Raw genomic sequence first — 21,081 nt, 5'->3', positions numbered from 1 at the left:
TGTAGCAGCCGGCAAGCCGGCTCCTACACGCGTTAAGGATTGCGTCTGGCGCAGTTATATCCTGCCAATAAGTAACTTTTTGTCATGTGTGTGCCTGATTAAACTGCTCGGGTATTTAACATTCCGAGTTACCTGTTCATGACCTCCCTCGCTGCCCCCACCCTTGCGGCCGCAGCCAAACCTACTGCCATGACCCCACCCGTATTCGGCCCGCGCATCATCATCGGGCTGGTCGGCGTGTTGCTGGCGGTACTGGTCTCCGGCCTCAACGAGATGGTCACCAAAGTGGCCCTCGCGGATATCCGTGGTGCGCTGTACATCGGTTTTGACGAAGGCACCTGGCTGGTCGCGGCTTACACCGCGACTTCCGTGGCGGCCATGGCGTTTGCGCCCTGGTGTTCGGTGACCTTTTCGCTACGTCGCTTCACGCTGTGCGCCATCGGCCTGTTCACTGTGCTGGGCATCTTGTGCCCGTTTGCGCCGAACTACGAAAGCCTGCTGGTACTGCGCACCGTACAAGGCCTGGCCGGCGGCGCGCTGCCGCCGATGCTGATGACCGTGGCCCTGCGTTTCCTGCCGGCCAACGTCAAGCTGTACGGCTTGGCCGGCTATGCGCTCACGGCCACCTTCGGCCCGAGCCTCGGCACGCCGCTGGCGGCGCTGTGGACCGAGTATGTCGGCTGGCAGTGGGCATTCTGGCAGATCGTCGCGCCGTGCCTGCTGGCCATGGTCGCCGTGGCCTACGGGCTGCCACAGGATCCATTACGCCTGGAGCGCTTCAAGCAGTTCAACTGGCGCGGTCTGCTGCTGGGCTTCCCGGCGATCTGCATGCTGGTTATCGGCATTCTGCAAGGCAACCGGCTGGACTGGTTCGAGTCGGGCCTGATCACCTTCCTGCTGTGTGGCGGCAGCCTATTGCTGGTGCTGTTCATGGTGAATGAATGGTCGCAGCCGATACCGTTCTTTAAATTGCAGATGCTTGGCCTGCGCAACCTGTCGTTCGCGTTGATTGTGCTGGCGGGCGTGCTGATGGTGCTGACCTCGGTGATCATCATCCCCTCAAGTTTCCTCGCCCAGGTCCAGGGTTACCGCCCGCTGCAAACCGCGCCGGTGATGCTGCTGATGGCGATCCCTCAGTTGATCGCGCTGCCGCTGGTGGCAGCGCTGTGCAACCTGCGCTGGGTCGATTGCCGCTGGGTGCTGGGGATCGGCCTGGGCATGCTGGTGCTGTGTTGCGTGGGCAGTGCGCACCTGACATCGGAGTGGATCCGCGACGATTTCTACGGCCTGTACCTGCTGCAGATCTTCGGGCAACCGATGGCCGTGTTGCCGCTGCTGATGCTTTCCACCGGCAGCATCCAGCCCATGGACGGGCCGTTCGCGTCCGCCTGGTTCAACACCATCAAAGGCCTGGCCGCCGTGATAGCTACCGGCGTAATCGACACCTTGACCACCCAACGCCTGCACTTTCACTCGACCATGTTGGTCGACCGCCTGGGCAATTCGCCCCTGGCCGACGGTGACGCGCCGGGCCTGGCGCACCGCCTGCACGAGCAGGCCGTGGTGCTGACTTCTTCGGATCTGTACTACGTCATGGCTGCGGTCGCGGTGGCGTTGATCTTGCTGATTTTCTGGATGCCCACGCGGATCTTTCCGCCTCGCGCACCGACTTGATAGAAAGGACTGTTCATGAAACGCAAAGACAAAATCGCCGTCTCCATCATCGCCGTATTTGCCGTCGGCGTGTTGGTGTACCTGGTCGCGCCGGGCGTGCTGGGCAACAAGCACCAGACCACCAACGACGCCTTCGTCGCTGCTGACTTCACCCTGGTGGCGCCGCGCGTGGCCGGCTTTATCAAAGAGGTGCTGGTGGAGGACAACCAGCGCGTCAAGGCCGGGCAACTGCTGGCACTGATCGACGACCGCGACTTCCGCGCCGCCGCGCAGGCGGCCGACGCCGATACCTTGGTGGCCCAGGCCCAACTGAAAAACGCCACGGCGACCCTGGAGCGGCAGAGTTCGGTCATCGCCCAGGCCCAGGCCACCGTCGCGGCAGATCGCGCCGAAATGGCCTTCGCCGAGCACGAGTTGAACCGCTACAACCACCTCGCCGGAGTCGGCGCCGGCACCGTGCAGAACGCTCAGCAAGCCAAGACCCGCATCGACCAGGCCACCGCGCGCCTGGCGAATGCCACAGCCGTGCTGGCGGCGGAACGCAAGCAGGTGGAAATCCTCACCGCCCAGCGCGATGCCGCCGAGGGTGGGCTCAAACGCGCCCAAGCCGCGTTGGAACTGGCCAGTTTTCAACTGTCGTACACGCGCATCGTCGCGCCGGTGGATGGCATGGTCGGTGAGCGTGCAGTGCGGGTGGGCGCCTATGTGACGCCGGGCAGCAAGATCCTCGCGGTCGTGCCGTTGGAGGAGGCCTACGTGGTGGCCAACTTCCAGGAAACCCAGCTCTCCCATATGCACGCCGGCCAAGCCGTGCAGGTGCGCGTCGACAGCCTCGACGGTGAGTTGCTCAACGGTCATCTGGAGAGCCTCGCGCCCGCGACGGGCGTGACGTTTGCCTCGGTCAAACCCGACAACGCCACTGGCAACTTCACCAAGGTGGTGCAGCGCATTCCGGTGAAAATCGTCCTCGAACCCAACCAGGCGCACACCGAGCGCCTGCGGGTCGGCATGTCGGTGGAAGCCAGCGTCGACACCTCGCCGGCCGCGCAGCAGCGTGAGGTGGCCCAGCAATGAAGCGAGTTGCCTGGCTCACCTTGAGTCTCATCAGCCTGAGCGCCTGCACGGTCGGCCCGGACTTCCACACGCCCCAGAGCCCACAAGTGACCCAATGGAGCGAACCCCAGGGCCGCCTGGCCGCCAGTCGTGCGGTCAACGACCCATTGCAGGAACGCTGGTGGGACGTGTTCCACGATGCGCAACTCTCGGCGCTTACACGCCGCGCGCTCACCGATAACCTCGACCTGAAACTCGCCAGCAGCCGCCTGCAACAAAGCCGCGCCGTGCGCCAGGTGACCACCGCCGAGCGCTATCCGAACGTCAATGCCAACGGTGATTACCTGCGCCAACGCAACAGCGGCAAAGGCTTGAGCGACCCGTCCGGCAACAATGGCCGTTCGGCGTTCAACCAGTGGGACATGGGCTTCTCGGCCTCCTGGGAGCTGGACTTCTGGGGCCGCGTCAAACGCGAAACCGAAGCCGCCGACGCCACCCTGCAAGTCGCCGAAAACGACCGCCGTGCCGTGCTGTTATCGGTACTCGCCGAGACCGCCCAGGACTATATCCAACTGCGCGGCGTACAGAACACCCGCGCCGTCACCGAGCAGAACCTCGACGTCGCCCGCCACAGCCTCAAGCTGTCACAGTTGCGCTTGGCTGACGGTGTGGCCACGGACCTGGACGTAGCGGAAGCCGCCGCTCAAGTCGCCGCCATCGAGGCACGGTTGCCAGATTTGCAACAGCGCCAAGACCAACTGATCAACGCCCTCAGCCTGTTGATGGGCGAGCCGCCGCAAGCCTTGCACGCGCAGTTGTCCAAAGACGCCGCCGTGCCGCAAACCCAACGCCAAGTTGCGATTGGCCTGCCTTCGGAGCTGGCTGAGCGCCGTCCGGATATCCGCCAGGCCGAGGCGCGCTTGCACGCCGCTACCGCGAGCATCGGTGTCGCCAAGGGCGACTTCTACCCGCGCATTACCTTGTCCGGCAGCCTCGGCTCCCAGGCCATGCAGCTCTCGGATTTCGGTTCCTGGGGATCCCGCGCCTTTGCTTTCGGCCCGCAATTCAGCTTGCCGCTGTTCAACGGCGGACGGTTGCAAGGCATGTTGAATCTGCGTGAAGCCCAGCAACAGGAAGCAGCGCTGGCGTACCAGCAAACCGTGCTGCGTGCCTGGCATGAGATCGATGACCAACTGACCCGCTATAACGCCAGCCAACTGCGCCGCGACAGCCTTGCCGAAGCCGTGCGCCAGAACCAGATTGCCCTGCGCACCGCGCAACAGCAGTATGTTGAAGGCGTGGTGGATTTCGTCAACGTGCTCACCGTGCAAAGCGCGCTACTGGCCACGCAGGAGCAGTGGGTGGAAAGCTCGACGGGCGTGTCGCTGGCGATGGTTGGGTTGTACAAGGCGTTGGGCGGAGGCTGGGAATCGGTGTATCCGCTGCAAACCGCCGGGCGCTAAGTACAAAGAGTTTTTGTCAGTCGCTAAATAAACTGTAATGATAATTGCTCTCAATAGTGTATCTGAGCTTTTTCATGGACAGCGCGACTGACGGCCAGCAACAGCTTCACCTCCTGTACCGCGACCATCACGGCTGGCTGCAAGGCTGGCTGCGCAAACGCCTGGGCGATCGCGAGCACGCGGCTGACGTGGCGCAGGACACCTTCCTGCGTCTGTTGGTGTCCGGGCGCTTCCCCGGCGACAAGGAAAGCCGCAGCTACCTGGCGCAGATTGCCCGCAACCTGGTGATCGACCAGTGGCGGCGCCTGCGCATCGAGCGCGCTTACCTGGAAAGCATCGCGCACCTGCCCGAGCCGGAGTCGCCGTCCCTGGAAACCCGTGCACTGATCCTTGAAACCCTGATGCAGATCGACGCCATGCTCGACCGCATGCCCGATAACGTGCGCCAGGCGTTTTTGCTGTCGCAGTTCGAAGGCCTGAGTTATGTACAGGTCGCGGAGCGCTTGAGCGTTTCCGTCAGCTCGGTGCAGAAGTACATGACCCGCGCCATCGTCGCCTGCTACCAAGTGGCCTACGCCGAATGAGACAGGACGCACCCATCGCCCCGGCGATTGTCGAGCAGGCCAGCGAATGGCTGATGCTGCAATGGGGCGGCGACCTGCAAGGCGAACAACGCCAGGCCTTTGCCCGCTGGCAGGCCGCCGACCCGGAGCATCGCCGTGCCTGGCAGCGTTTGCAGCAGCTGCAGCAAACCCTCGGCAGCGTGCCCGCCGACAGCGCCCGCGCGGTGTTGCGCGACACACCGGACACGCAGCGCCGCGCTGCGCTCAAGCTGCTCGGCGTGCTGTTGGTGGCCGGTGGCAGCGGCTACTTGGTGCAACGCAGCGAACCTTGGCACGCCGCCTTCGCCGAATACCGCACCCGCACCGGCGAGATTCGCCACCTCACCCTCAGCGATGGCACGCGCCTGGACCTCAACAGCGACAGCGCGGTCGACCTGCGTTTCAGCGCCAGCGAGCGACGTATCCGCCTCATCCGAGGCGAAATCCTATTGACCAGCGGCCACGATCCCGTCCGCCCATTGATCGTTGAAACCCCAGCTGGCGACGTGCAGGCGCTGGGCACCCGTTTTGCGGTGCGCGAACTGCCCGATGGCAGCCGTGTCGACCTGTACGAAGGCCGCGTTCGCGTGACGCCGTTACAGGGCGCAGCCGTGCAGATGAACGCCGGTGACAGCCTGTGGTTCAACCAACGCCAAAGCTCGGCGTTGGCAGCGGTGAGCGCCAATGCCAGCAGTTGGACCGAGCACCGTCTGATCGCCGAGCGCCAGCCGTTGGGCGAATTCGTGGCACAGCTGAGTCGTTACCGTCCGGGGCTGCTGCGGTGTGATCAAGCGGTGGCGGGGCTGCTGTTGACGGGCGTGTTTCCGCTCAACGATACCGACGCCATCCTCGCCGCGCTGGAGCGCTCGTTGCCGGTACAGGTGCAAGCGGTCACGCGCTACTGGGTGACGATCAAGGCACGGGCCTGAAAATTTTTTCACCTGCGCTTGTCGGTTTTTGCGTCCCGTTCGGGATACCTCTTGAAAGCCATTCAAGAAGCGATATCACGGGGAGTCCTGCAATGCCGCACCACCCAATCCAACCCTTGGCCCGCGCCCTGCGCCGTGGCTTGTTTGTCAGCCTGTTGGCGACGGTGCCGATGGTGCCGACGCTGGTCCATGCCGAAGAAAGTACCGAGGCGCTGCGCAGCTACAACATCCCGGCCGGTAGCCTAGACCAGGCACTGAACCGCTTTGCCAGCGCGTCGGGCATTTTGCTGTCGGTTGACGCGACGCTGACCGAAGGCAAGCGCAGTGCGGGCCTGCAAGGGCGCTATGGGGTCGGATCGGGTCTGGAGCGGCTGCTGGCGGGCAGCGGCCTGATGGCGATGCAATCCCAGGGCGGTTGGTCGTTGCAGGCGGTTTCCAATGGCGGGCCTTTGCAACTGGGCGCCACCCAGATCAGCGGCCAGCAAACCCAGGAAAATGCCTGGGGTCCGGTGGACGGTATTGTCGCCACGCGCAGTGCATCGGGCAGCAAGACCGATTCGGCACTGGTAGAAATTCCCCAGACCATCAACGTGATCACCGCCGCCGAGATCAAGGCGCGCGGCGCGCAAAGCGTCACCCAGGCGTTGCTCTACACCCCGGGCATGAGCGCGGGTGGTTTCGCCGATCGGGTGAAGCTCTTCGATGAGCCGACCTCTCGCGGTTTCTCGCCTACGCCCCTGTACCTCGACGGTCTGCACTTGCCCTATGGCGGCGGCAGTACCGGCGGCGCGTTGCAGATCGAGCCGTATTCCCTGGAACGCATCGAAGTGCTCAAGGGCCCGGCCTCCGTGCTGTACGGGCAGAACCAGCCCGGCGGCATCGTCAACATGGTCAGCAAGCGCCCCAGCGAAACGCCGATCCACCAAGTGGTACTGGAAGCGGGCACCTACGAGCACAAAAGCGCGGCCATCGACCTGAGCGGTCCACTGGATGAGCAAGGGCAATTTCTGTATCGCCTGACCGGCCTGGCCAATGACGGCCAGGACGAAATCAACTACGTCGAAAACAAACGCCAGTTCATCGCGCCGAGCCTCACCTGGCAGCCGAACGATGACACCAGTGTGACGGTGTTCGCGCAGTACCAGAAAGACAAAGGCGTGCCCGAAGCCCAGGGTTTACCGGCGTCCGGCACGCTGTGGGCCAACCCCAATGGCAAGATCAAGCGCGACCTGTTCATCGGCGAGCCTGGCGTCAACCAGTACAACCGCGAGCAATACGCGCTGGGTTACGAGATTTCCCATCGCCTGAATGACACGTGGACCCTCAAGCAAAACGCACGTTATGCCGAGGTCGACGACCGCTACACCGCGCCGTTGCACGGCTACCGTTTCGTCGCCAACCCGGCCACTGGCGTACAGGATCAACGCTACCTGCAACGCTTCGGTGTGGACTGGGCGCAGAACAACAAAGTGTTTGGCGTGGACAGCATTGCCCAGGCGGAATTTGATACCGGTGCCTTCTCTCATACGATGATCTTCGGCCTGGACTACTACCATTCCAACTCACTGTTCCACGGCTTGTACGACCGCAACCCGCCGATCATCGACCTGTTCAAGCCGGTCTACGGCCAGCGCCTGAATTTCGGCCAACCGTACCGCTGGGACCGCACCATCACCCAGACCGGCCTGTACGTACAGGACCAGATCAAGTGGGACAAATGGGCATTGGTACTGGGCGGGCGCTACGACTGGGCCAACGTCGTCAACAAAGAGCCCCTGACCGACACCCGCTTCGCTAGCAAAGACCAGGCCTTCACGGGGCGTGCGGGCCTGGTGTACCTGTTCGATAATGGCGTGGCGCCGTTTGTCAGCTACACGGAATCCTTCCTGCCACTGGCCGGCACGGACGCCAACCAGAAGCCATTCGAGCCGTCTACCGGCAACCAATACGAGGTCGGTGTGAAGTACCAACCGCCTGGGCAGAAGAGTTTCGTGCAGGTCTCGGTCTACCAACTGGACCAGGAAAATGTGCTCACCACCAACCCGGTCGACACCACCTTCAGCACCCAAAGCGGTGCCATGCGTTCACGCGGCGTGGAAGTGGAAGCCAAGGCCGTCCTCAGCGATGCCTGGGATATCGTCGCGTCGGCTTCGCGCAACGACATCAAATACACCAAGGACAACGATGGCCGCGAGGGTCGCCACCCGGCCGGCATCTCGCCGCTCACCGCGTCGATGTGGGTCAACTACAGCGTGCTCGGCGACACACCGCTGGCAGGTCTCGGCGCAGGCTTGGGCGTGCGTTACGCTCGCCAGAGCCTGGGTGACTACTACGAAGGCGCCTTTTCCGTGCCTTCCTACAGCGTCTACGACGCCAGCCTGAGCTATGACCTGAGTCGATCGCCGTTGAAACTCAAGGGCGTGAAACTGGCGATGAACGTGCAGAACCTCACCAACAAGACCTACGTGTCGCAGTGCACCAGTAACCTGGATTGCTATTACGGCGAAGGGCGCAGGGTGGTGTCGAGCCTGACCTACGACTGGTAATTCCCCACCTACTGTAGGAGCGAGCTTGCTCGCGAAAAACGCATGGACGACGCGCGGCTACCTGATAGCGCTGCGTTATCGTTGACGTCTTTCGCGAGCAAGCTCGCTCCTACAGGCCATGGTGAACCCTCATGGGTTTTGCAAAAACACCACGTACCCCCGAAACCACTCGTTCCCCTGCAAATACCCTGGTGCCTCCCACGTTCCACCCTGAATCAAGCCAATCTTGAACGGCAACCCCAACCGATTCATCCGCGGCAAATACGCCGCGTAATCCGGGATGCTGTGCCGCCCCTGATACGTTTGTACCACCACTTCATCCACCACCCCTTTGAGTTGAGCGATGGCCGCCGGATCAGCGTTGCTGCTCCAGTCCATCAAGCCGGTGATGCTCAGGCGCAGGTCGGCGGGCAGGCGCTGGCGCAGGTCGCGCAGGAAGTCGGCGTATTCATGCAGGTACTGAGTGCGGGCATCGAAGTCGATCTGGATGCCCACCACCGGATTGCCTGCGTCGCGCCAGCGTTGCACCTGGCCGAACAGTTGGCGGTAGACCTGCTCGGGCCAGTGCAGGGTGTGGGCGCGGTAGACGATCCAGATGTCGCCTTCGGTAAGGCGCGGCACGCTGATGCCTTGGGCAATCATCTGCACGCCGCGCTGGGGCGCGCGGCGCGTGGAGTTGATCTGGCCCTGGAGGATGTACAGGGTTTTTGCCTGCTTGAGCACCGGCTGTGGTGTAACCCCGCTCCACAGCCAGAAGGCGTCATAGTCACGGGCGTCGACGGCGCCGAAGGCCGGAATTGCCAGCAACAGCAAGCCGAGCCACAGGTGTTTCACCAGTAGTACTGCAGCGATTTGCCCCACTGGGTGTCGGCGTAGCTGGTTTTCAGCTGGCGGAACCAAGCCTTGCGCACGGCCGGTTCCACGTCGACGCCGCCGCAACTGTTGTAGCCCGACGGCCCGTAGCAGTTGATGGCGCGGAACAGGGCGTAGGCCTTGTCATTCTTGGGTGCCTTGGCGTTGCCGATCACCTGTTTGTAGCCATCCAGGCGCGAGAAGGTTTCACCCTTGAAGTCCGATGCACTGCTGCCCAGGCTGCCGGCGGCGCGCGCCTGTTCCAGTGGCATGCCGTCCAGGCCGTTACGCAGGATGAACTCACCCAGGCAGTTCAGGCCCTGTGGGTGTTTGGCATCGCTCTGCAAGGTCGCGGCGATTTGCGTGATGCTCGGACAGGCGTAGCCGGACTCGGCTTTGTCGCCGTTCCACTGGAACAGCTTCAAGGTCTGGCTGGCGCTGTAGACGTAGCCCAGGCTGGTGCCCAGTTTGTCTTCCGGGGCGGAGGCTGGCAGTTGCTTGAGGTCGTCGGCGAAGGTGGCGTACTGACCGCGCAGCAGGTCTTTGTAGAGCAGTACGAATTGCGCAGTCTGGCGTTCCAGCGGATCGCTGGCCTGGGCGATCTGCTGGCGCAGCAACTCGGGACCGGCGACGTTGCGCAGCAGGATGTAACGCACCTGCTTGGCGCTGATCGGCGAGTCGGCGGCAAACACCTTGGCCAACTGGCCGCTGCGTTCGTAGTTCATGGCCAACGCCAGCTCAAGCTGATCGCGTTGCAACGGCAACTTCGCCAGCGGCAGCAGTTGCAGCCAGAGCGCTTCGGCGCCTTTCCAATCTTGCTTGGCTTCCAGGGCCAGGGCACGCAGGGTTTGTTGGCTGAAGGCGAAGTAATTCAGGCTCGACGGCACGCTCTGGGGCAATTGTTTCAGCGCGGCGTCCGGCTGATGCTCGGTATACAGCGCAGACACTGCGAGCAAGTAGTCATACAGCTCCGGCGCGCTGGAAAACGCAGCTTTCTGCTTTTCCAGGTCGGTGCGGGAGAGGGCAGGCTGGTTGCCACCGCGCATCACCATCAGGTCGCTGACAAACTGGATCATCGGCGTGCTGACGGTTTCGCTATTGACCATCAACAGCTTGAGGTCGGCTTCCTCCACCAGATCATCTACCGACACATTACGCTGCGCGTCCGTTGCCTCGGTCATCGACCAGGCGTAGGCCTCGGCAAGCTTGGTGTTATCACCGGCCAACCAATAAACACGGCGCAACAGGCCACGGGCGGAGGCCAGGTAGTCGCCCTGTGGGTAAGTTTTCAGGTAACCGAGAAAGCCTTCCTCGGCATGGCTCAGGGCGGACTTATCCACATGCTCGAGTTGCGGCATGCCGTACTCGTCAAAGGCTTCAGCCTGGGCCTGGTTCAAAGACGTGCGCGCAGTCATATACAGCGCGGTTTCCTTCAGCCAAGGCACGTGGCTGGCGCTGGCGGCGGCAAAACCGCGCTCAGCGTCACCGAAGCGACCGCTGTAGAAGTCGGCGGCGGCTTGCAGGTAGGTACGGAACAGTTGGCCGTCGTTCGACTGGATCTGCTGGGCGTCCACCACCTGGCCTTCCCACGAACAGGCTGTGAGCAGTTGCAGGCGCGCTTTTATCAGCAGCTCACGCTCAGCAGCCGGCATGTCGGCCTTGATCACCTGGCTGATGAACGCCGTGGCGCTGTCATCATCGTTGCTGCGGCAACGGCTGCCCTCGCCAGTCAGGAACGCTTCGCCTGCGGTCTTGTACTCGTCGCGCTGGATGCCCAGGGGCTTGAGCAGGGTGTCGAGTTCGGCGGTGCGTGAATTGTCCGGCTTGTTGTCGGGCTCATCGTTTGTCGCGGGGATAGGCGCCAGGCGATAGACCGGGAACGGCACCGGGCCGAAGCCCTGAGACAGATCATCTTCGCTCAGCGCATTGGGCGTGAGCGGTTCGGCCTTTTTGTCCGCCAGCAGCAGGCGCAGGTTGACGCGACTGTCGTTGCCGGGGCTGAGGAAGGGCAGGTTACTGCAGGAATCGAGGCTATCACGCGAGACGCGCCAGTCGGGGTAGCACGAGTCGTCAGAGCTGGCCTGGGCCTGCTGGGTGATGCCGGCAAGCAGTGCCAGTGCCAGGGGTGACAGAAAACCGATGCGCATGACGTGTCCTTGATCCTGAGTCCTTGGAGGGAGGCAATAATAGCGTGTTCCTACGGTTGCTTCGGAGAAGCCCTGCACAAATTACTGATTTGTCCGATTCCAGCAGCCAGCCTGGATCTTTTGTCCTAGAGTGGCGGTGTTTGCGCTTGGGCAATCGGGGGAATCGAGGTGCGTCGGTCTGTGGTAGAGCAAAACGAAAAGGTCGGGACGTTACCCGCACTCAACCGCCTCAGTTGGGAAGGCGCCGGCTGGATCAGCCGCCTCTGGTGGGTGCCGATCCTGACGCTGGCCATGGCCCTGCGTTTTTACAACCTGACGTCGGCGGCGATTTGGGGCGACGAGGGCTCTAGCCTGCTGCTCAGCGAATACGCCCTGGGCGACCTGTGGTTCCACGCGGCACACGATGTGCACCCGCCACTGTATTTCTTCCTGCTGCGCGGTTGGATCGAACTGTTCGGCGACAGCATCTGGTCGATTCGCGGCATGAGTGCCATTCCCGGCGTGGTCGTCGTGGGCTTGGGCATCTGGCTGACGCGGCAACTGTCCACCCGCCGTGCGGCGGTGCTGGCGGGGATACTGCTGGCGCTGTTGCCGACGGCGGTGCGCTACAGCCAGGAAGTGCGCATGTATTCGCTGCTGGGTGTATGGCTGCTGGGCGCCACGCTGGCGCTGGTTTACTGGGTACGCCAGCCTGAGCGCACGCGGTATCTGGCGGTGTATGTCGTATTGATGACGGCCGGTTTCTACACCCATTACTTCACTGCGCTATGCGTGTTGGTGCATTGGGCTTACCTGGGCATGCTGAGTGTCACGATGCCGCGCGACCAACGACTGATCACGCGCCCGGCGTGGTGGTTGGCCAACGCCACTATTGTGCTGTTGTATCTGCCTTGGCTGCCGAATCTGCTGGACTTGGTGCAGCATGTCGAACAGCTCAAGGTGGGCGGTGATATTGGCTGGGAAGAGCCGGTAAGCCTGTTCTCCCTGCCGTCGATGGTCTGGCAATTCGTACTGCAGGATGAAGGTGTCGGTTTCTGGTCGCCACTGTTCTGGCTGTTCCCGTTGCTGCTGGTGGCTGTCGTCGTTGCCACCGCTTGGCGCGACCGCGACCGCTATCGGCCGGCCGGCCTGTTGGCGCTGTTTTTCCTGTTGCCACTGCTTTTGGTCTACGGGGTGTCGTTTATTTCCCCAGTGTTTATCGAGCGTTACCTGACGGTGTACGCCCTGGGCTTGCCGATCCTGCTGGCGATGGCCATCGATCGCCTGCCATCACGGTTTTCATTGCTGGGGGCAGCACTGTTCGTGCTGTTTGTCGGCGTGGAACTGGTGGGCTTGAAGAACAACTTCACCGTGGACGAACACGACCAATTCAACGTGCCGGTGGAGTTCGTCAACCGCAACTATCAGGAAGACGACCGCATCGTCCTCAGCGACATGATGTGGTACCTCAGCTACGTGTATTACGACCAGACCGACGCCCAGTTGCAGCTCTACACCCCGCCCAAACCCGACGGCACGCCCACCCGGCCGAATGCCTATGGCTTCGGCACCCTGGTGGACCAGGACGGCGGACGCATCTACCTCGACCACCTGTCGGCACTGCCCGCCGAAACCCGTCGCGTGTGGCTGATCAGCAGCAACGAAGCGCCGGACGATTTCGCCCCGCTGCCTGAGGGCTGGCGCGAACTCAGTCGCCAGGATGGCGGCGGCGCCAGGGCGCGCTTGTTCGTGTTGTGTAATGTCCCGTCGGCGCAACCCGAGGGCTGCCGCTAGACTGGGTGAATGCTTTTTTCTACCAGGAGCCCATCATGGAATCGCCCGTGCATAGCTTGCCGTCACTGTTCAAACAGCTGGGTCTGCCGGATGACCCGGTGAGTATCGAAAAGTTTGTGGCGGTGCATTCGCCGCTCAAGCCGGAGCTGAAACTGGCGGATGCGTTTTTCTGGACGGACAGCCAGAAGGCGTTTTTGCGCGAGGAGATTCTGGAGGATGCGGATTGGGCGGAAGTGGTGGATGAGTTGAATCTCATGTTGCGGGGTGGGCGAGGGGGGTAAAAAAACCTAGGGTTTTACCGCGTTAGTGAGCTTTTTCTGACGCACGCGCCTGTCTCCCCACGCTAAGACCCGGACGGGCCAAGCCCCGATCTAAATGTGGGAGTTGGCTTGCCTGCGATAGCGGAGTGTCAGTCGACATATACCTCGAGTGGCCCACCGCAATCGCAGGCAAGCCAGCTCCCACAGAGTTTTGCGGTGTTAGTAAATTCTGTACCGACGCACCGACCACCACCCATCCGCTAAATTGTTTCAAAACTTGACGCATCTGGATCCATCCACCATATTGATAGTTAGCAAACTAACTGTATGCGAACTATCCAGTGCCTCAATCCCTCGAACAACTCCAGATGAACCTCAGCAGCAGCATGGTGGTGGGCGCCCGTAACTGGCGCAAAATCTGCCAGACCACGCTGGTGAGCTACGGCATCTCCGAAGCCTGCGCCGTGCCGTTGTTGATGATCGGCCGCTTGGGCGACGGCGTGCACCAGGTCAAAGTGGCCCAGGCATCGGGGATGGAAAGCCCGTCGCTGGTGCGCTTGCTCGACCGGCTCTGTACCGACGGTTATGTGTGCCGCACCGAAGACGTTCACGACCGCCGCGCCAAGGCCCTGAGCCTAACCGAGCGTGGCCGCGAGCTGGTGCAAGCGGTGGAGGTGCAATTGGTGCGCCTGCGCAAGGAAGTGCTGGCAGACATGACCCCAGGTGATATGGAAGCCGCGCTGCGTGTACTGCGCGCCTTCGAGGCGGCGTCGCTTTGAACGGATTTTTTACCGGTTTCCCGCCTGCCCGTGATTGGTTCTACGGGGTACGCACCTTCGCGGCGTCGATGATCGCGTTGTACATCGCCATGCTCATGCAAATGCCGCGTCCGTATTGGGCGATGGCGACGGTGTATATCGTCTCCAGCCCGTTTGTCGGCCCTACCAGTTCCAAAGCGCTGTACCGCGCCATCGGCACCTTCATGGGGGCGGCGGCGGCCGTTCTTTTTGTGCCGATGTTCGTGCAGTCGCCCTACATGCTGGTGGTGGTGATTGCCTTGTGGACGGGCACCCTGCTGTTCCTCTCCATGCACCTGCGCACGGCCAACAACTACGCCCTGATGCTCGCCGGCTACACTTTGCCGTTGATCGCCCTGCCGGTGGTGGATAACCCCCTGGCGGTGTGGGATGTGGCAGAGGCGCGTACCGAAGAAATCTTCCTCGGTATCGCAGTGGCAGCAGTGGTGGGCGCAATGTTCTGGCCGCGCCGGCTGATGCCGGTGTTTGATGGTTCGGTGGCCAAGTGGTTTGCCGACGCTCAGGTCTACAGCCAGCGGTTCCTCACACGCAATGTAGAGCCCGACGAAATCAGCACGCTGCGCGGCGGTATGGTCGCCACCTTCAACACCCTCGAATTAATGATCGGCCAGTTGCCCCACGAAGGCGCGCGGCCGCAGACGGTGCGCAACACCAAGGAATTGCGCGGGCGCATGATCCACCTGCTGCCGGTGATCGATGCCCTGGATGATGCGGTGTACGCGATTGAACACCGCGCCCCGGAATTCGCAGATCAGCTCACACCGTTGCTGGAGGCCGCCAACGCCTGGCTGGAAAGCACCACCGAAACAGCCCCGCTTGAACGCTGGCGCGTGCTGCGCGACCAGGTCGACGCCGCTCAACCCCAGGGCGAAGCGCTGGATGACCGGCACACGCTGCTGTTCTCCAATGCGCTCTATCGTCTCGCAGAGTGGATCGACCTGTGGCAAGACTGCCGCAGCCTGCAAGCTGCCATCCAGTGCGAGAGCCAGGACACCTGGCGCGCCGTGTACCGTCACTGGCGCCTGGGCCGGCTCACGCCGTTCCTCGACCGTGGGTTGATGTTCTACTCGGCGTTCTCCACCGTCACCGCGATCATCGTCGCCTCGGTGCTGTGGATCCTGCTCGGCTGGACCGACGGCGGCAGCGCGGTGATCCTGGCCGCTGTCGCCTGCAGCTTTTTCGCCTCGATGGATGACCCGGCGCCACAGATCTATCGGTTCTTTTTCTGGACCGCCATGTCAGTGCTGTTTGCCAGCCTCTATTTGTTCCTGGTGCTGCCCAACCTGCACGACTTCCCGATGCTGGTGCTGGCGTTTGCCGTGCCGTTTATCTGCATCGGCACCCTCACCGTGCAGCCGCGTTTCTACCTGGGCATGCTGCTGACGTTGGTGAACACCTCGTCGTTCATCAGCATCCAGGGCGCCTATGACGCGGACTTCCTCAACTTCGCCAACGTCAACCTGGCGGGGCCGGTGGGCTTGCTGTTTGCCTTTGTGTGGACGCTGATCGCGCGGCCCTTCGGCGCTGAATTGGCGGCCAAGCGCCTGACCCGTTTCAGCTGGCGCGACATCGTCAGCCTCACCGAGCCCGCGACCCTGGCCGAACACCGGCACATGGCCGCGCAGATGCTAGACCGCCTGATGCAACACCTGCCGCGCCTGGCCCTGATCAACCAGGACACCGGCACCGCCCTGCGCGATTTGCGCGTGGCGCTGAACCTGCTCGACCTGCTGGCCTATTCGCCGCGCATCCTCGGGGTGCCACGGGTGTTGCTCAACCAGGTGGTGGAAGGCGTGGGCGGCTATTTCAAGGCGTGCCTCAAGGCCGGTGAACGCTTGCCCGCGCCCAGCGGTCTGCTGATGACCCTGGACCGCACGCGCCGAGCCCTCAACGGCCAAGGCCTGCAAGACGAAGACGACACCCGCCTGCATCTTTTGCATGCGCTGGCGGGCTTGCGCCTGTCACTGCTGCCGGGCGTGGAATTTATTGGCGGCACCGAGATGGAAGCGCCGCTGCCTGATGGAGCGCCTTTATGATCGGTGATCTGGATATCAGCGGGGTGTTCCTGCCTACGCTGCTGGTGCTGATGGGCATTACGTATGTGTTGTTCCTGGTGGTGCACGGGTTGTTGACCCGCGTCCACTTCTATCGCCTGGTCTGGCACCGGGCATTGTTCAATGTGGGGCTTTACGCGCTGTTGCTGGGCGCGGTGGACTCACTCAGTCGATACCTGATGACATGAAAAAACCTTTTTTGACCATCGGCCGTGTAGTCCTCACGCTGTTGATCGTGACGTTTGCGGTCGTCGTGGTGTGGCGCATGGTCATGTACTACATGTTTGCCCCCTGGACCCGTGACGGCCACATCCGTGCCGACATCGTGCAGATTGCTCCGGACGTGTCCGGTTTGATCCAGCGTGTGGACGTGCATGACAACCAGCTGGTGACCAAGGGCCAAGTGCTCTTCGCCGTCGACCAGGACCGTTTCAAGCTGGCCCTGCGCCAAGCCCAGGCCGCCGTGGCCGACCGCCAGGAAACCCTGGCGCAGGCCCAGCGCGAGTACAAGCGTAACCGTGGCCTCGGCAACCTGGTGCCCAGCGAGCAGCTGGAAGAAAGCCAGTCCCGCGTCGCCCGTGCCCAGTCGGCCCTGGCCGAAGCCCAGGTGACGGTGGATTCCGCCCAGCTCAACCTCGACCGCTCGGTGATCCGCAGCCCCGTGGACGGTTACGTCAACGACCGCGCGCCGCGCACCCAGGAATTCGTCACCGCCGGGCGTCCGGTGTTGTCGGTGGTGGACAGCAATTCTTTCCATATCGATGGTTATTTCGAAGAGACCAAGCTCGACGGCATCCACGTCGGCATGGCGGTGGACATCCGTGTGATCGGTGACAACGCCCGCCTGCGCGGCCATGTGCAAAGCATCGTTGCCGGTATCGAAGACCGCGACCGCAGCAGTGGCTCCAACCTGCTGCCCAACGTCAACCCGGCGTTCAGCTGGGTGCGCCTGGCCCAGCGGATTCCGGTGCGCATCGCCTTTGATGATGTGCCGGCGGACTTCCGCATGATCGCCGGGCGTACGGCCACCGTCTCGATCATCGGCGATAAGGTTAAAGACGGAGACCAGCCATGAAGCAGCTGTTGGCCACCGCCGCGCTGGGTGTGTTGCTGTCGGCCTGCCAGGCGGTGGGCCCGGATTACTCGCTGCCGGATAAAGCCGCGGTCAATCGTGGCGACCTGCAAGGGCAAATCGCCGGTGAGGGCAACAACGTGGTGTCGACGCCGGTACCGGCCGACTGGTGGAAGTTGTACAAAGACCCTCGCCTGGATGAGCTGGTGCGCCAGGCCATGGCGTCGAACACTGACTTGCGCGTGGCGGCTGCGAACTTGCAGCGTGCGCGCTATCAGACCCAACAAGCTGAATCCGCAGGCGGCTGGAGCCTTGGCGCAAAGGCGGAGGCCCAGCGCCTGCAAGAGTCCGGCGAAGCGTTTTTGCTAGCCGACAAAGTCCCGGTGGGTAACATCGGCAGCGTGGGGATTACCACCTCGTATCAGTTCGATCTGTTCGGCACCTTGCAACGTGGCATCGAAAGCGCCCAGGCCACTGCCGACGCAGCCCAGGCCGCTGCCGATATCGCGCGCATCACCCTGGTGGCCGATGTCGTGCGCTCCTACACCCAAGTGTGTGCAGCGAACGAAGAATTGGCGATTGCCAACGAGTCCCTAGACCTGCAAGCCCAAAGCACCCAGTTGACCCAGCGCTTGCGCGACGCCGGGCGCGGTGATGAAACCCAGGTGACGCGCTCGCAAACCCAATACAAATCCTTGCGTGCCGATATGCCGCGCTACGAAGCGGCGCGCCAGGCCGGTTTGTTCCGCCTGTCGATGTTGCTGGCCAAGCCGGTGGACCAACTGCCCGGGGGCACCGACACCTGCGCCGAATTGCCCCATATCGCCCAGCTGTTGCCGGTAGGCGACGGCGCCACGCTGCTCAAGCGCCGTCCCGATGTGCGCCAGGCCGAACGTCAACTGGCCGCTGCTACCGCGCGTATCGGCGTGGCCACTGGCGCGCTTTACCCGGATATCAGCATCGGCGCCACGGTGGGCACCGTTGGCCTGCTCGAAAACCTTGGTCAGCCTGCGACCAACCGTTGGGGCTTTGGCCCGATGATCAGTTGGACTGTCCCGACCAACGGCGCCCGCGCGCGCGTCCACGAGGCCGAGGCCGCCACGCAGGGCGCCCTGGCGCACTTTGACGGGGTGGTGCTCAACGCCATCCGTGAAACCCAGACCGGCCTTGCGCAGTACACCGCGCAACTGCAACGCCGCGACGCGTTGGCCGAAGCCGGCGAGTCGGCCAAGGAAGCGGCAGGGCAGACCCATCGCTTCTTCCAGGCCGGCCGCGCATCGTTCCTTGCCGACCTGCAAGCCACCCGCACCTATACCGATGTGCGAGCGCAACTGGCAGCGGCCAACACCCAAGTTGCCATGAGCCAGATCGATCTGTTCCTGGCCTTGGGCGGCGGCTGGGAAAGCGGACGAACGCAACCCGCGCCGGCCAGCAAACCCTGAGCAAATAGCTATGCTTTGACTGGCGGGCTCCCGTGATGGCCCGCCGGTCAACGTTCGCGTTTGCTCATGGGGATTCCAATAATGAAAAACCCTTATGCTCCCGCTTTCTGGTGCGTGTGTTTTGCACTGGTGTTGTTGTCGGCTACCTATTTCTACGGCGTCATGCTGGCTCACCAACTCGACAAGGCGATGGTGTTTCTCGACAGCGCCTGCCTGGTGATCGGCACCCTGTCCATCGGCGTCGTGGCGTGGGCCTCCTACCAGAATCAACGGGTGAAGAAAAAACTCCTCGAACAAGGCAAGACCCGCGTGGCGATCTGGGACACCAAGGTCGCGTTGCGCCGGGTCGAGACCGTGTTCGACCGCTACTTCTGGGGCAGCTACTGGCAACCGGGGCGCACCTTCCAGGAAGTCATGGGCGACCTGACTGGCACGCCCCTGGAAAAAAGCCTCGAAGTCCTGAAGAAACAGTGCGTGGCCCTCGATCAACAGGTCGCGGACGGTAGGCACTGGCTCAATAACGCGCGGGAATTGTCCGACGTGGCCACGCAAATGGCGCGCGAGCGCTATCAACTGGACTTCTGCGACCCCAAGGCCGACACCCCTGGCAATGCCGTGATACACCGCGAGTTTGAGGTGCTGGTGTACACCTGGACGGCGCGCCTGAAGAGTTTCGACCACCAGTTGGATGAAATTGAACTGGAGTATTCGTGAACTAGTACCGAACTGATCCCTCTGAAAAGCTGGGCCGTTCGCGGCCGCCAGTGCTAATCTTCCCCCGTTTTCGGCGGGCTTGAGCCAATCCCCCACGGGGTTCAAGGAAGACAGCCCACTTCTCACAGGATTTGATCAGGTCACTTCATGAATAAGCCAGCCGTTGTTCTTTTGGGTTTCGTTGTCGCCGTCGGCGTCGTCAGTGCAGGCGGTGCCTGGTACACCGGTAAGCAACTGGAGCCCGTGCTGCAAACGGCGGTGCAGGACGCCAACAAGGAGCTGCAACGTTCCATGGCCGGTGTCGACGGTACCGTTAACCTGGAGCTGGTGTCCCTGGACCGTGGCCTGTTCAGCAGCACCGCGCACTACCGCCTCAAGGGGCAAGGCTCGTTCTTCGGCGAGCAGAACCCGAACCCCGAGCTGCTGTTTGTCGATCATATCGAACACGGTCCGCTGCCCTTCTCGCGTCTGGTGTCGCTGAAGTGGCTGCCGGTCATGGCCACCAGTCATTTCGAACTGGAAAAGAACGCCACCACCGAAAAATGGTTCGCCGCTGCCAAAGACGTGTCGCCGCTCAAAGGCGTGGCCAATATCGGCTACAGCCGTTCGGTCACCGGCAACCTCGAATTGCTGCCGTTGGAGTTCAAGGACGAGACCTCCTCGGTGAACTTCTCGGGTCTGAACCTGGACTTTGACAGCACCGCCGAGGGCAAGAAGGTCAAGGTGGATGGCTACATGAACAGCCTCAAGCTGGACGTAGTCGATGCCAATGGCGCGCCGTTCAACGCCGAGTTCGCTGGCCTGACCGTGGCCAGCAACCTGGAAAAATCCACCTTCGGCTTCTACACCGGGCAGAACACCGTTGAGCTGACCGATACCAAGCTCACGTTCGGCCCGCAGAAAGCGGTGATGACCCTCAAGGGCTTTGAGCAGAAAGACACCAGCGAAGTCAAAGACAACAACATGTCCGGCCGCGTCGACTACAAGATCGACGAGATCGGCTATCAGGGCAAACCGGTCGGCTCTGCCGCCATGGCCGTGAGCTTGAAAAACATCGACGTGCCGTCGGGCCTGGTGCTGACCAAGCTGTATCAGGACAAGATGCAGCCGGTGCAAGCCGCTGCCGCCGCCGGTCAACCGGTGCCTGAGCTGCAACTGACCGAAGCCGAGCAAGCCCTGGCCGAAGCCAATGTCAACCAGTTGCTCGCCGCCAAGCCGCACCTGGCATTGGAAAACCTGTCCCTGAAAACCACCCACGGTGAAAGCAAGTTCAACCTAGTGGTAGACCTGGCCAAGCCTACGTCCATGGAACTGCCGCCGGTTGAACTGGGCAAGCAGATGGTTGCGCTGCTGGACGCCAACCTGACCCTGTCCAAGCCGATGATTGCCGACGTTGCCGCTCTGCAAGCGCAGGTCGGTGGCGTGACCGACCCTAAAGCCATCGAGCAGCAATCCCAGATGGCCAGCGAAATGGTCAGCAGTATGGCGGTAGGCACACAGCTGGCAACCCTGGTCGGCAGCGACGTGGTGTCCAAGCTGCATTACGCCAGCAATGAAGTGACCTTCAACGGCCAGAAAATGACCGTCGAGCAATTCATCGGTTTCGTGATGTCCAAAGCCGGTGCGGTTGGCGGCGCGCAGTAAAGATTTCGCCATCGCCCAGAAATAATTAATGGGGGAGC

The 21,081-nt window shown here is 62.4% G+C and carries 17 protein-coding genes; 15 read left to right on the top strand and 2 right to left on the bottom strand.

All coding sequences use genetic code 11. The features are described from left to right. Window positions 1-138 precede the first annotated feature (138 nt). From ACP7C6_RS21890 to ACP7C6_RS21865, 6 genes are all read left to right on the top strand, one after another. Complete coding sequence (locus tag ACP7C6_RS21890; protein WP_068937690.1) at window positions 139-1,674, top strand: MFS transporter; 1,536 nt, start codon at window positions 139-141, stop codon at window positions 1,672-1,674. A 15-nt stretch (window positions 1,675-1,689) separates the two neighbouring features. Next, on the top strand, window positions 1,690-2,748 hold the full coding sequence (locus ACP7C6_RS21885; RefSeq protein ID WP_028615215.1) for an HlyD family secretion protein: 1,059 nt from the start codon (window positions 1,690-1,692) through the stop codon (window positions 2,746-2,748). Then, window positions 2,745-4,190, top strand: coding sequence for an efflux transporter outer membrane subunit (locus ACP7C6_RS21880; RefSeq protein WP_068937691.1), 1,446 nt, complete (start codon window positions 2,745-2,747; stop codon window positions 4,188-4,190). The genes ACP7C6_RS21885 and ACP7C6_RS21880 overlap by 4 nt, the downstream gene beginning before the upstream one ends. A gap of 74 nt (window positions 4,191-4,264) precedes the next feature. Then, on the top strand, window positions 4,265-4,774 hold the full coding sequence (locus ACP7C6_RS21875) for a sigma-70 family RNA polymerase sigma factor (protein WP_028615217.1): 510 nt from the start codon (window positions 4,265-4,267) through the stop codon (window positions 4,772-4,774). Further along, window positions 4,771-5,721: a FecR domain-containing protein gene (locus tag ACP7C6_RS21870; protein ID WP_308908189.1), complete on the top strand. Its 951-nt coding sequence runs from the start codon at window positions 4,771-4,773 to the stop codon at window positions 5,719-5,721. Before ACP7C6_RS21875 ends, ACP7C6_RS21870 begins: the two co-directional genes overlap by 4 nt. 92 nt (window positions 5,722-5,813) lie before the next feature. Continuing rightward, window positions 5,814-8,267, top strand: a complete 2,454-nt coding sequence (locus ACP7C6_RS21865) for a TonB-dependent siderophore receptor (RefSeq protein ID WP_426109228.1) — start codon at window positions 5,814-5,816, stop codon at window positions 8,265-8,267. A gap of 129 nt (window positions 8,268-8,396) precedes the next feature. Here the strand turns inward: ACP7C6_RS21865 and ACP7C6_RS21860 are convergent, their stop codons facing one another. Together ACP7C6_RS21860 and ACP7C6_RS21855 are read right to left on the bottom strand one after the other, a co-directional pair. Then, complete coding sequence (locus tag ACP7C6_RS21860; protein WP_028615220.1) at window positions 8,397-9,101, bottom strand: DUF3142 domain-containing protein; 705 nt, start codon at window positions 9,099-9,101, stop codon at window positions 8,397-8,399. Next, complete coding sequence (locus tag ACP7C6_RS21855) at window positions 9,098-11,266, bottom strand: outer membrane assembly lipoprotein YfiO (RefSeq protein WP_236317881.1); 2,169 nt, start codon at window positions 11,264-11,266, stop codon at window positions 9,098-9,100. Before ACP7C6_RS21855 ends, ACP7C6_RS21860 begins: the two co-directional genes overlap by 4 nt. Window positions 11,267-11,434: 168 nt before the next feature. On the opposite strand from ACP7C6_RS21855, the gene ACP7C6_RS21850 reads away from it, so the two are divergent. From ACP7C6_RS21850 to ACP7C6_RS21810, 9 genes are all read left to right on the top strand, one after another. Continuing rightward, window positions 11,435-13,039, top strand: coding sequence for a glycosyltransferase family 39 protein (locus ACP7C6_RS21850; RefSeq protein ID WP_028615222.1), 1,605 nt, complete (start codon window positions 11,435-11,437; stop codon window positions 13,037-13,039). 35 nt (window positions 13,040-13,074) lie between these two features. Then, entirely contained in the window at window positions 13,075-13,320 is a 246-nt protein-coding gene (locus tag ACP7C6_RS21845; protein WP_028615223.1) for a DUF2789 domain-containing protein, read from the top strand. A gap of 347 nt (window positions 13,321-13,667) precedes the next feature. Next, window positions 13,668-14,078 (top strand): MarR family winged helix-turn-helix transcriptional regulator, encoded by a 411-nt coding sequence (locus tag ACP7C6_RS21840; protein WP_028615224.1) that lies wholly within the window; start codon window positions 13,668-13,670, stop codon window positions 14,076-14,078. Then, the gene (locus tag ACP7C6_RS21835) at window positions 14,075-16,153 is read left to right on the top strand and encodes an FUSC family protein (RefSeq protein ID WP_028615225.1); all 2,079 of its coding nucleotides are present in this window, start codon (window positions 14,075-14,077) and stop codon (window positions 16,151-16,153) included. The genes ACP7C6_RS21840 and ACP7C6_RS21835 overlap by 4 nt, the downstream gene beginning before the upstream one ends. Next, the gene (locus tag ACP7C6_RS21830) at window positions 16,150-16,359 is read left to right on the top strand and encodes a DUF1656 domain-containing protein (protein WP_012721577.1); all 210 of its coding nucleotides are present in this window, start codon (window positions 16,150-16,152) and stop codon (window positions 16,357-16,359) included. The genes ACP7C6_RS21835 and ACP7C6_RS21830 overlap by 4 nt, the downstream gene beginning before the upstream one ends. Continuing rightward, window positions 16,356-17,246: an efflux RND transporter periplasmic adaptor subunit gene (locus ACP7C6_RS21825; protein ID WP_028615226.1), complete on the top strand. Its 891-nt coding sequence runs from the start codon at window positions 16,356-16,358 to the stop codon at window positions 17,244-17,246. Before ACP7C6_RS21830 ends, ACP7C6_RS21825 begins: the two co-directional genes overlap by 4 nt. Next, window positions 17,243-18,685 (top strand): efflux transporter outer membrane subunit, encoded by a 1,443-nt coding sequence (locus ACP7C6_RS21820; protein ID WP_426109227.1) that lies wholly within the window; start codon window positions 17,243-17,245, stop codon window positions 18,683-18,685. Before ACP7C6_RS21825 ends, ACP7C6_RS21820 begins: the two co-directional genes overlap by 4 nt. Window positions 18,686-18,766: 81 nt before the next feature. Beyond that, entirely contained in the window at window positions 18,767-19,399 is a 633-nt protein-coding gene (locus tag ACP7C6_RS21815) for a hypothetical protein (RefSeq protein WP_028615228.1), read from the top strand. Between the two features lie 147 nt (window positions 19,400-19,546). Next, complete coding sequence (locus tag ACP7C6_RS21810) at window positions 19,547-21,043, top strand: YdgA family protein (protein WP_426109226.1); 1,497 nt, start codon at window positions 19,547-19,549, stop codon at window positions 21,041-21,043. The last annotated feature ends 38 nt before the right edge of the window (window positions 21,044-21,081 follow it).

This window comes from Pseudomonas sp. TWR1-1-4 (assembly GCF_049897165.1).
GTDB classification, from domain to species: Bacteria; Pseudomonadota; Gammaproteobacteria; order Pseudomonadales; family Pseudomonadaceae; genus Aquipseudomonas; species Aquipseudomonas canadensis.
The sequence above is the reverse complement of the archived record's forward strand: the minus strand, read 5'-3'. Positions and strand labels throughout refer to the sequence as shown.

Coding starts and splice junctions, on each gene's coding strand:
- ACP7C6_RS21890 (WP_068937690.1), top strand. CDS start 139: ATGACCTCCCTCGCTGCCCCCACCCTTGCGGCCGCAGCCAAACCTACT.
- ACP7C6_RS21885 (WP_028615215.1), top strand. CDS start 1,690: ATGAAACGCAAAGACAAAATCGCCGTCTCCATCATCGCCGTATTTGCC.
- ACP7C6_RS21880 (WP_068937691.1), top strand. CDS start 2,745: ATGAAGCGAGTTGCCTGGCTCACCTTGAGTCTCATCAGCCTGAGCGCC.
- ACP7C6_RS21875 (WP_028615217.1), top strand. CDS start 4,265: ATGGACAGCGCGACTGACGGCCAGCAACAGCTTCACCTCCTGTACCGC.
- ACP7C6_RS21870 (WP_308908189.1), top strand. CDS start 4,771: ATGAGACAGGACGCACCCATCGCCCCGGCGATTGTCGAGCAGGCCAGC.
- ACP7C6_RS21865 (WP_426109228.1), top strand. CDS start 5,814: ATGCCGCACCACCCAATCCAACCCTTGGCCCGCGCCCTGCGCCGTGGC.
- ACP7C6_RS21855 (WP_236317881.1), bottom strand. CDS start 11,266: ATGCGCATCGGTTTTCTGTCACCCCTGGCACTGGCACTGCTTGCCGGC.
- ACP7C6_RS21845 (WP_028615223.1), top strand. CDS start 13,075: ATGGAATCGCCCGTGCATAGCTTGCCGTCACTGTTCAAACAGCTGGGT.
- ACP7C6_RS21840 (WP_028615224.1), top strand. CDS start 13,668: ATGAACCTCAGCAGCAGCATGGTGGTGGGCGCCCGTAACTGGCGCAAA.
- ACP7C6_RS21830 (WP_012721577.1), top strand. CDS start 16,150: ATGATCGGTGATCTGGATATCAGCGGGGTGTTCCTGCCTACGCTGCTG.
- ACP7C6_RS21825 (WP_028615226.1), top strand. CDS start 16,356: ATGAAAAAACCTTTTTTGACCATCGGCCGTGTAGTCCTCACGCTGTTG.
- ACP7C6_RS21820 (WP_426109227.1), top strand. CDS start 17,243: ATGAAGCAGCTGTTGGCCACCGCCGCGCTGGGTGTGTTGCTGTCGGCC.
- ACP7C6_RS21815 (WP_028615228.1), top strand. CDS start 18,767: ATGAAAAACCCTTATGCTCCCGCTTTCTGGTGCGTGTGTTTTGCACTG.
- ACP7C6_RS21810 (WP_426109226.1), top strand. CDS start 19,547: ATGAATAAGCCAGCCGTTGTTCTTTTGGGTTTCGTTGTCGCCGTCGGC.